This window comes from Mycoavidus cysteinexigens (assembly GCF_003966915.1).
GTDB lineage: Bacteria > Pseudomonadota > Gammaproteobacteria > Burkholderiales > Burkholderiaceae > Mycoavidus > Mycoavidus cysteinexigens.
This window is the reverse complement of the sequence record NZ_AP018150.1, coordinates 423,973-434,654: the sequence shown is the minus strand read 5'-3', so window position 1 is coordinate 434,654 and position 10,682 is coordinate 423,973. Positions and strand designations below refer to the sequence as shown.

The window sequence follows — 10,682 nt, the reverse complement described above, 5'->3', positions numbered from 1 at the left end:
TCAAATTTGGAGCGGCGTCCAACTTTTAGGATGCAGTTCACTTCAGGCTAGTAGAGTGAGTACGTAACGACTACCCAGCCGGCATATTTTCAGAAATAACTGGACTCGCCGAAGCTTGATTTCGGCGATTATTTAAATTATCTACGCTCCCTGTTCTGGATAGTGCACTAACAGCAGAGTCAACCGAGTCTCTAGGGCCAAGTTTTTCTACTATTTTTACCGCAGATCTCTCTATGGCTTGTTCCATGGTTGATGCAAGCTGATCTTGAGTGACAAAATTATCCATTTTATCGCTCATACCTTTCATAACTTCTGTGCTATCTATGGAGGGTATTGACAACACCTAACGCCATCCCCGCCGCCGCGAATGCAACCGCTCAAGTCGAATCGGAGGCTCCCGTTGTACTGTCCATATCTTAAACCTCGTGAAAGCAAGAGAGTTAATATCCACGGGTCGTAGAAAAACAAAACCCGCGCCACTGCCTCCCCCTCTTTAGCATTTTCTATGTTTGTAGCTTATATTTAGTTTTATGCGAGTATTGCTCGGTTACAAAACGCTGTGAAGTCTATTTTTTGAGCAGCATGACACCCGAATGAAAGAGGATATCTCAAACAATTACGATGTATGTAACGCACACAAATTAAAAATCATGCAATTAATTATCTACACCCTGTTTTACCCAATGATGGCGTTGCTCTCGCTAATCATCACAGTGTTTGCGCTATTAGCTGTTAACTGGTGGGCTCCTTTATTGGCGGACGACCAGGCAAACCTACCTCGCTGGTTAAAGTGGTTCCAGCCTTTCGATTCTTCGCTCGATGAAGGTTGGAAAGGCGGATATCTCGACCCTTCCTGGGGCGCCACGCCATTTAAGCGATATCTAGCGCGGGTGTATTGGCTCTATCGCAATCCTGCCTATGGCTTTGATTATTGGTTGTTTGGTTTGCCCTTCGAGGCTGCCGAGTGGCGCGTTATCCGCTACATCGAAACACCTACTTTGGTGTTGTTTATTGCTATTGGCAACGGTTTTAACGTCTATTATCATGGGCGCTTAGGTATGCTTAAATTAGGCTGGAAAGCGTGGAATTATTGGCAAGGTTATGGTTGGAGGGAAACACCTTGGGGACCCGTTTGGCGTGTACCGTTATGCTTCACGCTTAGCCCTTTTAAGCGACGCACCAGCGCTTAAGCCAATATAGATCATGACTACGCATGCCTTTGCTAAAATTGCTTGGGTAGCTTAAAAGATTTGTAGTTTGAGGGAGGCACTGAACACAAGGCCGCAACGCGACACTACGTGGGCATAATCAAAGTGAGTGACACGCTTGCGCTCGATTCTCGAAAAACGAATAAGCTATAATATAAAGCTTTCAAGCCAGAATTTTTTATCGCCATAAAGCGATTTTTAGCCAACAAATTTAATGACAACATTATGGAATAAAAAATCGATCGCGATGTTAGAGGCTGAAGCAGCCCTAAGCGACGATGGGAAAAAGAGTGGTACGCATTCCCCCAAGCGGGCCTTGTCTGGATTCGATTTAACCATGCTCGGAATTGGCTGCATTATTGGTGCGGGCATTTTTGTACTGACGGGTCATGCCGCGGCAGTGCATGCTGGGCCGGCGGTGATGCTGTCTTTTATTTTAGGGGCGGTCGTTTGCGCTTTTTCTGGTTTATGTTATGCAGAAATGGCTTCCACTGTACCCGTGGCGGGCAGTGCTTATACCTATGCCTATGCAACCATGGGCGAATTTATTGCCTGGCTTATCGGTTGGGATCTAATTCTTGAATATTGCTTAGGCGCAACGACTGTCGCCATTGGCTGGTCAGGATATGTGGTGGGCTTTTTGCATTCATTAGGCGTGCATATTCCTGATGTGTTAGCAAGAGCGCCACTGGCTTTCGATGCTGCGACCGGCTGGACACGCACGGGCGCACTGATTAATTTACCTGCAGTTCTCATCGTCGCGCTGATCACGCTTTTGCTTATTTTTGGCATTCGAGAGTCGGCGCGCATCAATAGTTTAATGGTGGTAGTGAAGGTCGCCATTATCTTGGCTTTTATCGTGGCAGGGTTTTCTCTGGTCGATACCACAAACTGGATAACGTCCGCTAACCCTAATGGCGACTTCATACCACCGAATAGTGGCCAAGCCGGAGAGTTCGGTTGGAGTGGCATGATACGTGGCGCAGCCGTTGTATTTTTTGCTTACATTGGTTTTGATTCAGTGTCCTGCGTAGCGCAGGAAACCAAAAATCCACGCCGTAATCTGCCGCTTGGATTGTTAACCTCGCTCGTCATCTGCACGACGCTCTATGTACTCGTCGCGTACGTCTTGACGGGAGTGGTTCGCTATGACCAATTAAGTGTACCGGATCCAATCGCCGTAGGGATTGATGCATTGGGTATGCCATGGTTATCGCCCCTGGTTAAACTTGGAGCGATTTTTGGTTTAACTTCAGTGCTCTTGGTCCTCCTTATGAGCCAGCCGCGCATTTTTCAGACGATAGCGAAAGATGGCTTATTGCCAGGCTTTGCTAAGAAAATCCATCCGCGCTTTCATACGCCTTATATCACGACGCTTATTACGGGCGCAGCAGTTATGACGTTAGCGGGTGTGATGCCGATTAACCTGGTCAGCGAATTAGTCAGCATTGGCACACTATTTGCTTTTTTAATCGTCTGCGTCGGCGTGCTCGTCTTGCGTATTACCCAACCGCAGCTTAAACGTGTATTTAAAACGCCAGCCGTTTATCTAGTCGCACCAGGCGGGGCATTATCAGCGCTATTTTTAATGTCCGGTTTGCCAGGCGATACTTGGATGCGGCTCTTTATTTGGATGGCGTTAGGGCTCATGATTTATTTTGGTTATGGCATCCGCCATAGCGTACTGCGCCGTAGCCTGGAAAATGAGCCTAACACAGCGGATTAAAATTAAGGCGATATAATGCGCGGCAGCTTTTTTAAAAGCTGCCGCAAAATACTGCGCTAAGGCTCTGCTATAGGAACGTCAGGAGCTGGAGTTTTATTGAAGCGTTTGAGAGCTTATACGTTACGTAGACCAGGCCAGCTTGGCGCTAGCGTTAGCTCAATGCCCAACAAATTTAATACCCGCCCAATCGTGTGATCCACCATTTCATCCAGCGTGGCGGGTTTATTGTAAAACGCCGGCAGCGGCGGAAAAATCACCCCGCCCATCTCAGTTACTGCCGTCATATTACGCAGGTGCGCCAAATTGAATGGTGTTTCGCGCACCAGCAATAAAAGGCGACGGCGCTCTTTCAGCGTAACATCCGCTGCGCGCGTAATTAAATTATCAGAAAATCCATGAGCAATGCTGGCTAAGGTTTTCATTGAGCATGGCGCAACCAGCATCCCTTCTGCCGCAAATGATCCGCTGGCGATACTGGCTCCTACATCACGTATATTATGGATAACATCGGCCAGCGCGTTTACTTCATGTTTGGTCAGTTCCAATTCATGCTGAATACTTAGCCAACCTGCGCTTGAGACAATCAAATGCGTTTGTATGCCGCCGATACGACGCAATGTTTGCAAAACACGCACGCCATAGAGCGCACCGGTAGCCCCTGTAATGGCAACGATTAGGCGACGCGGCATAGTATTAGAGGCTGGATTCGCCGGGAGGGTATTCATAAGCCTGCTGGTCAATTTTGCGCGCCGCCATGCAACTATCTAGCCTTATGCAGCAGCTATTAATTGCTGCAATTCGCCCGATTGATACATCTCCACCAGAATATCTGAACCGCCAATAAATTCACCCTTGATATAAAGTTGCGGAATGGTTGGCCAATCAGAATATTCTTTAATGCCTTGCCGAATAGCTTCATCGCGCAAAACATCGACCGTATGTAAACCATTGACGCCACATGCTTTAAGTATCTGCACTGCGCGGCCAGAGAAACCACACATTGGAAATTGTGCGCTGCCCTTCATAAAAAGAACCACCGGATGTTCGGTAACCAGTTGTTTGATGTGTTGCTGAGTGTCCATAACTTGAGGTACTGATAGATAAGTCTAGTAAACGCGTATGATAGCCGATTCTGCACAGATCAGCATGGATCGGGGTGGCCACCCGCCAGAGAAAGGTTGCCATGCTCGCGCAGAAAATCTTGCACCGTCGGGTAACGCAGTTGATAAGCCAATTCTGTTTTAAGCCGGGTATTCATTAACCTGCGTGACTCACGCGTAAAGGATAGCAGCGTTGGGTTCAGTAAATCCAGCGCTTGGGTACGCGTGATGCGCTTAGGCCGCGGCAAGCCATACGCGTCTGCAATTAGATCAAAGTAATCCGCCAATTTCATTTGCGTATCATCCACTGCATGCACGATACGCTGGGGGCAACCTAGCCGCTTTATACGCAACAAAATCAGCGCAAGATCATCCGCCTGAATGTGATTCGTATATATATCCTCGGCGGGGTTCAAGGCAAACATGCCTGCTTGCAAGCGGGCCAGTGGTAGCCGGTTAGAGGCATAGATGCCAGGAATGCGGACAATCCGTAGGGATAATAGAGCGCGCGCGCCAGCAGCGCGCAATTGACTCTCGGCCGAAAGACGCCTGAGCGAACGCTCATTTGCCGGTCGCACTAGGCGGGTTTCGTCCACCAACGCTCCGGCGCAATCACCATAAACGCCGGTCGTGCTGGCATAAATCCACATCGGTGACGCTTTGGAACGACTTAACGCCGCAAGCAAAAAGCGCGTACGTTGATCCTCACTGCCGTGCGCCGCCGGCGGCGCTAAATGCAACACGGTATCGGCCAGGCCAACCAGGCGCTTTAGACTCGAGCGTCGATCCAGGTCGCCCACTACAGGCACAACACCGAGCGTCCGCAGACTCACGCAACGCTCAGCTTGACGGGTAAGCGCCAACACACGATAGCGTGGCAGAAGTAATTTCGCGCAACGCAAACCAATATCGCCACAGCCGACAATCAGAATTCGCTTACGTCTAAGTTTGCGGGTTGGAATCATTGTGGCATCATTATATCTTCAGGTTTTGGCGGCCTTGGTCGTATTCGGTTTTTTATGACATTTAATATTACTCTTCGGCCCAGCGGCCGGCAATTTCAAGTAGAAACTAATGAATCTGTGCTGGCGGCAGCTCTACGGCAAGGCATTGGCTTGCCGTATGGTTGTAAAAACGGCGCCTGCGGTTCGTGTAAAGGCGCCGTGCTGTCTGGTGCCATCGAACAAGCTGCGCATTCAGCTTCGGCTTTATCTAATGATGAAAAATTACAGGGGATGGCGCTTTTTTGCTGCGCTACGCCCACCTCTGACCTTGAACTTAAAGTGCGTGAAGTGGCGGGCGCAACCGATATGCCGGCTAGAAAACTCCCCTGCCGCATCCATGCGCTTGAACGCGTAGCAGATGATGTGATGGTCATGCGTTTGCAATTACCAGCCCATCAAAAATTACAGTATTTTGCTGGCCAGTATATCGAGTTTATTTTAAAAGATGGCAAACGCCGCAGCTACTCAATCGCAACCCCCCCACATCATGACGGACCGCTTGAATTACATATTCGCCATATGCCCGGTGGAGTATTTACCGATCATGTCTTCAGCGCCATGAAAGAGCGCGATATGCTCCGCTTTGAGGGACCGCTAGGGACTTTCTTTTTACGTGAAGAGAGCACGCGCCCCATCGTATTATTAGCCTCAGGGACAGGCTTTGCACCGCTTAAAGCCATCGTTGAGCATATGATATTTAAGCAGATTGAGCGCCCTATTTCACTGTATTGGGGCGCGCGCCGTGGCAAAGATCTGTATATGGCGGAACTAGCGCAACAGTGGGCTCAGGCGCTACCGCATTTTTCTTTTGTGCCGGTGCTGTCCGAGCCAGCGCCAGAAGATAATTGGCAGGGGCGCACTGGCTTTGTGCACCAAGTTGTAGTGGCGGATCTGCCTGATTTATCTGCCTATGAAGTCTATGCGTGCGGCGCGCCCGTCATGGTCGAGGCCGCTTTGCGTGATTTCACCGGACAGCATAATTTGCCACCCGAGAATTTTTATGCGGATGCGTTTACTAGTGAAGTCGATTTAGCCAATTCGCTCACGTAACTTAGTCTTTGACGGAATTTGAAAATGCATTTTAGTGACTATCCAATCCCAGCGCTGATGACCATCGCCAAGCGGCCTGAACTTGTCTTTACGCGCGGCCAAGGTGCTTGGTTATATGATAGCGAGAATAAGCGTTATCTTGATTTCATCCAGGGTTGGGCGGTTAACTGCTTAGGCCATTGCCATGCAACCATGATTAACGCGTTGACGACTCAAGCTCAGCGCTTAATCAACCCAGGTCCCGCATTTTATAACGCCCCCATGGCCGAGCTTGCCAGTCTACTTACGCGCTTGAGCTGCTTCCAGAAAGTATTTTTTGCAAATAGTGGCGCCGAGGCAAATGAAGGCGCGATCAAACTGGCGCGCAAATGGGGCCGTAAATTCAAAAACGGCGCACATGAAATTATTACCTTTAATCATAGCTTTCATGGGCGCACGCTGGCTACCATGTCGGCCAGTGGGAAAGCGGGCTGGGATACGATGTATGCGCCTCAAGTAGCAGGCTTCCCCAAAGCTGAACTCAATGATATTGCATCGGTTGAACGTTGCATTCATAGCAAGACCGTCGCAGTAATGCTAGAACCCATACAGGGCGAAGCCGGCGTACTCGGTGCAACGCGAGAGTTTATGCAGCAATTGCGCGCGCTCACCCAAAAACACAATCTGCTCTTGATAGTGGATGAGGTACAGACCGGCTGTGGCCGCACCGGCCAACTGTTTGCCTATCAATGGTCAGAGATTGAACCCGATATCATGACATTAGGCAAAGGCATTGGCGGCGGCGTGCCGCTTGCCGCATTGCTCGCGCGTGATGAAGTTGCTTGCTTTGAAGCGGGTGAACAAGGTGGCACTTATAATGGCAACCCGCTTATGTGCGCCGTAGGCGTCGCTGTTTTGGAACATATCTCTAAAGCAGAGTTTCTCGCTAGCGTGCGTGAACGCGCCACTTATTTTAGTCATGTCTTACTCAAAGTATCTAATGACTATGGCCTAGCCGGCGAGCGTGGCGCAGGTCTACTGCGCGCTTTATTGCTCAGTAAAGAAATCGGCCATGAAATCGTTGAAACAGCGCGTGAATTGAACCCAGAAGGTCTGTTGCTCAATGCAGCGCGGCCTAACCTGCTACGCTTTATGCCAGCGCTGAATGTTAGTGAAGATGAAATTGACTTGATGCTGGCAATGCTACGCAAGGTACTGGATAAGCTTGCTTGAAACCTGATTCTTGAGCGTTATTACGCCGATCTACTAAACTTTAAGCATAGAAGACCGGCGCAATGATTGTAAATGTGGCCTTTGGGCGCCTCGCCAAATGAGGTCCACATTTACGCAACCTACAGACTCAAGCTTAGTGCAGAATCTTCGCTAAGAATTCCTTAGCGCGCTCTGACTTTGGATTTTCAAAAAATTCATCTTTAGGCACATCTTCAATAATTGCGCCCTTATCCATAAAGATCACGCGATGCGCGACTTTTTTCGCGAACCCCATCTCGTGCGTCACGCACATCATGGTCATTCCTTCACGCGCAAGCTCGACCATCACATCCAGCACCTCATTAATCATCTCTGGATCAAGGGCGGAAGTCGGTTCATCAAATAACATTGCGATCGGGTCCATTGACAGTGCGCGAGCAATCGCTACACGCTGTTGCTGACCGCCTGATAACTGTCCAGGATATTTATCTGCATGGGTACGCAAGCCAACGCGTTGCAGCAATTTCATGCCTTTCGCCCGCGCCTCTTCTGCACTGCGGCCAAGTACTTTAACTTGCGCTAAGGTTAGGTTCTCGGTGATCGACAAATGAGGAAATAACTCAAAATGCTGAAAAACCATGCCGACTTTAGCCCGCAGTTTAGACAAATCGGTGCCTTTGGCTCCGACTGACTGGCCATCAAGCAGGATCTCGCCTTGCTGGAACGGCTCAAGTCCATTGACGGTTTTAATCAACGTCGATTTACCCGAGCCAGATGGCCCACATACCACCACGACCTCGCCTTTATTCACTTCAGTACTACAATCAGCAAGGACCTGAAATGGACCATACCATTTAGAAACGTCTTTAAGAGAAATCATCTTGAATACCTTTTTTGAAAGCGTCTGACGAGAGTGGAGGCAAACAAGCAGATAACAAAGTAGCATGCCCCGGCAAAAAGCACCATTTCAACTAGCTGCCCGTCGCGTTCGCCAATATTGGTCGCCGTGCGAAAGAAGTCTGCCAGACCAATCACATAGACTAAGGCCGTATCCTGAAAGAGCACAATGCCCTGCGTCAACAATAACGGCACCATGGCGCGAAAAGCTTGCGGCAAAACCACTAAACGCATCGATTGCATATACGTCATGCCAAGCGCATTGGCAGCATAGACCTGTCCACGCGGCACACTCTGAATCCCCGCGCGAATAATTTCCGAATAGTAAGCGGCCTCAAACAAAGAAAATGCAATGATTGCTGAAACGAAGCGGATGTCTATATCAGGCGGTAGATCAAGCAAAGATTTGAGCAGCTGCGGCACCAATAAGAAAAACCACAAAAGCACCATGACCAGCGGAATCGAACGAAAAATCGTCACGTAGCATTTGGCAAACCAAGCCAGCGGCTTGATCGGCGACAGCCTCAATAGCGCTAGAATGGTTCCCCAAATAATGCCAACAATGACCGCGGCAGCCGTAATTTGCACGGTAATGAGCATACCCTGCGCTAAGGTGGGCAAAGAAGATGTAATGCCGCTCCAATTAAACTGATACATTATTTCCCTCCGATTTGACCGGGTAACCTGGAGGTTCGCTCAACCCAGCGCATGAAAAGCATCACCACCGCATTAATCAACGCATAACAGGCGGTTACTATAATGAAAGACTCGTAGGTATGCGCTGTATAGTCGCTGAGTTGGCGCGCTTGAGCAGAAAGCTCAAGTAAACCAATGGTGGAGGCTACGGCTGAGTTCTTAAAAATATTCAAGAACTCAGAGGTTAAAGGCGGCACAATAATGCGATACGCATTAGGCAGTAAAACGTAACGGTAGGTTTGCGGCAACGTAAATCCAAGCGCGAGCGCAGCATTTTTTTGACCTGGCGGCAACGCAAGAATGCCGGTCCTCACCTGTTCACAAATCCGCGCGCCGGTAAATAAGCCTAGGCAAACCACGGCTGAAGAAAAAAATTGAATCAGTGGCGGCAATCCTTTAAACCATGCACCCAATGACGGGGGCACGAGCTCCGGCAGCACAAAATACCAGATAAAAAATTGCACAATCAACGGGATATTGCGAAACACCGCGACGTAAACTGCACCGAGACCGGACAACCATTTATTCGGCAGCGTACGCAATATGCCAAATAAGGAACCGGCGATAAGCGCGATGATCCAAGCCGCTAATGAAAGCGTAACAGTGGCCTTCAGGCCATCCATGAACCAACCCAGGTACGTCGTTGGTTCGCCGGTGGACACCGCACTTAGCAAAATGCCCCAATTCCATTGATAACTCATAACCCTAAATTGCTATTAATATTAAGCCAGTGCCTTACGCACAGTTCTTTTCCTGTTTTAATCTCAGGCATCACTTTCCCAGCTGCGTCCGAGGCCCTCTCGAACGCAGCGTCACCATTGCTGGTAAAGCTTATAACGGGTAGGGCAGTTATGGTTGCCAGCCCCTACACGAATAAACTGGCTTAACCTTTTGCCTGATCATTCGGACTCTTAAACAATGCTTTGAGTTCTTCGCTTGGCGGGAAGTTCAAATTTAGATTGCGAGGAGGGATGGGTTTTTGAAACCATTTTTGATAGATCTTGCTACCTTCGCCTGAGGTTTGAAGCTTAGCAATGGTGTCATCAACCAATTTTTTGAATGCTGGGTCATTTTTGCGCAACATACAACCATAGGCTTCTTGTGATTGCGGCGTACCCACGATGACAAATTTGCTAGGGTCTTTTGCTTTAGCACGCTCTCCGGCAAGTAACGCATCATCCATCATAAACGCTACTGAACGCCCGGTTTCTAGCATCAAGAACGCTTCGCTATGATCTTTCGCGCTAATGATATTCATGCCGAGCTTCTTGTCTTGATTCATCGCGCGCAAAATCCGCTCAGATGTAGTCCCCGCTGTGGTCGCTACGGTCTTGCCCTTCAAATCAGCAAAATCCTTGACGCCTGAATCAACCCGCGTGAGCAAGCGTGTGCTTACGACAAAAATCGTGTTGGAAAATGCAACTTGCTGCTGCCGCTCAAGATTGTTTGTGGTGGAACCGCATTCAAGATCAATCGTACCGTTTTGAATCAATGGAATCCGGTTTTGGGACGTGATCGGTGTAAGTTTCACCTCTAGCTGCGGTTTGTTGAGCTCTTTCTCAATCGCCTTAACAATTTGCATCGCATATTCATGCGAATAACCTACCACCTGTTGATTGTCAGCATAATAAGAAAAGGGGATCGACGACTCTCGATGTCCTAGTGAAATCGTGCCGGTATCTTTGATTTTTTGCAAAGTGCTAGTACCCGCCTGCTGCGCCTGCGCGTAAGAGAAGGTTAGCGTACCCGCTGCCATCAATGCCACCACTATCTTTTTTAGTTTCATTCGAAGTTCTCCTCATTAAAAAGT

At 48.9% G+C, this 10,682-nt stretch carries 12 protein-coding genes; 4 read left to right on the top strand and 8 right to left on the bottom strand.

Going from position 1 to position 10,682, the window contains the following annotated elements; translation table 11 throughout:
* Positions 1-70: 70 nt before the first annotated feature.
* Positions 71-307 carry a hypothetical protein gene (locus tag MCB1EB_RS01955; RefSeq protein WP_045363278.1) on the bottom strand — a complete coding sequence of 79 codons (237 nt, stop codon included), beginning with the start codon at positions 305-307 and terminating at the stop codon, positions 71-73.
* Between the two features lie 343 nt (positions 308-650).
* Between MCB1EB_RS01955 and MCB1EB_RS01950 the strand changes: the two genes are divergently transcribed.
* Together MCB1EB_RS01950 and MCB1EB_RS01945 are read left to right on the top strand one after the other, a co-directional pair.
* Complete coding sequence (locus MCB1EB_RS01950; protein ID WP_126353826.1) at positions 651-1,190, top strand: DUF7338 family protein; 540 nt, start codon at positions 651-653, stop codon at positions 1,188-1,190.
* Between the two features lie 232 nt (positions 1,191-1,422).
* On the top strand, positions 1,423-2,934 hold the full coding sequence (locus tag MCB1EB_RS01945) for an amino acid permease (protein ID WP_045363282.1): 1,512 nt from the start codon (positions 1,423-1,425) through the stop codon (positions 2,932-2,934).
* Between the two features lie 113 nt (positions 2,935-3,047).
* Here the strand turns inward: MCB1EB_RS01945 and MCB1EB_RS01940 are convergent, their stop codons facing one another.
* The 3 genes from MCB1EB_RS01940 to MCB1EB_RS01930 are packed head-to-tail and all read right to left on the bottom strand — an operon-like array spanning position 3,048 to position 4,999.
* Positions 3,048-3,659 carry a UbiX family flavin prenyltransferase gene (locus tag MCB1EB_RS01940; protein WP_232034135.1) on the bottom strand — a complete coding sequence of 204 codons (612 nt, stop codon included), beginning with the start codon at positions 3,657-3,659 and terminating at the stop codon, positions 3,048-3,050.
* A gap of 45 nt (positions 3,660-3,704) precedes the next feature.
* On the bottom strand, positions 3,705-4,016 hold the full coding sequence (grxD, locus tag MCB1EB_RS01935) for a Grx4 family monothiol glutaredoxin (protein WP_026921127.1): 312 nt from the start codon (positions 4,014-4,016) through the stop codon (positions 3,705-3,707).
* A gap of 59 nt (positions 4,017-4,075) precedes the next feature.
* On the bottom strand, positions 4,076-4,999 hold the full coding sequence (locus MCB1EB_RS01930; RefSeq protein WP_045363284.1) for an NAD-dependent epimerase/dehydratase family protein: 924 nt from the start codon (positions 4,997-4,999) through the stop codon (positions 4,076-4,078).
* A gap of 54 nt (positions 5,000-5,053) precedes the next feature.
* On the opposite strand from MCB1EB_RS01930, the gene MCB1EB_RS01925 reads away from it, so the two are divergent.
* Entirely contained in the window at positions 5,054-6,088 is a 1,035-nt protein-coding gene (locus MCB1EB_RS01925) for a CDP-6-deoxy-delta-3,4-glucoseen reductase (protein ID WP_026921129.1), read from the top strand.
* Positions 6,089-6,112: 24 nt separating this feature from the next.
* A complete protein-coding gene (locus tag MCB1EB_RS01920) occupies positions 6,113-7,300 on the top strand; it encodes an acetylornithine transaminase (RefSeq protein WP_045363286.1) in 1,188 nt (395 codons plus the stop codon).
* A gap of 133 nt (positions 7,301-7,433) precedes the next feature.
* Here the strand turns inward: MCB1EB_RS01920 and MCB1EB_RS01915 are convergent, their stop codons facing one another.
* The 4 genes from MCB1EB_RS01915 to MCB1EB_RS01900 form a co-directional block, all read right to left on the bottom strand.
* On the bottom strand, positions 7,434-8,159 hold the full coding sequence (locus tag MCB1EB_RS01915; RefSeq protein WP_026921131.1) for an amino acid ABC transporter ATP-binding protein: 726 nt from the start codon (positions 8,157-8,159) through the stop codon (positions 7,434-7,436).
* Entirely contained in the window at positions 8,156-8,833 is a 678-nt protein-coding gene (gltK, locus tag MCB1EB_RS01910) for a glutamate/aspartate ABC transporter permease GltK (RefSeq protein ID WP_045363288.1), read from the bottom strand. Before gltK ends, MCB1EB_RS01915 begins: the two co-directional genes overlap by 4 nt.
* Positions 8,833-9,573 (bottom strand): amino acid ABC transporter permease, encoded by a 741-nt coding sequence (locus MCB1EB_RS01905; protein ID WP_045363290.1) that lies wholly within the window; start codon positions 9,571-9,573, stop codon positions 8,833-8,835. The genes gltK and MCB1EB_RS01905 overlap by 1 nt, the downstream gene beginning before the upstream one ends.
* Positions 9,574-9,755: 182 nt before the next feature.
* Positions 9,756-10,658: a glutamate/aspartate ABC transporter substrate-binding protein gene (locus tag MCB1EB_RS01900; RefSeq protein ID WP_045363292.1), complete on the bottom strand. Its 903-nt coding sequence runs from the start codon at positions 10,656-10,658 to the stop codon at positions 9,756-9,758.
* Between the last annotated feature and the right edge of the window lie 24 nt (positions 10,659-10,682).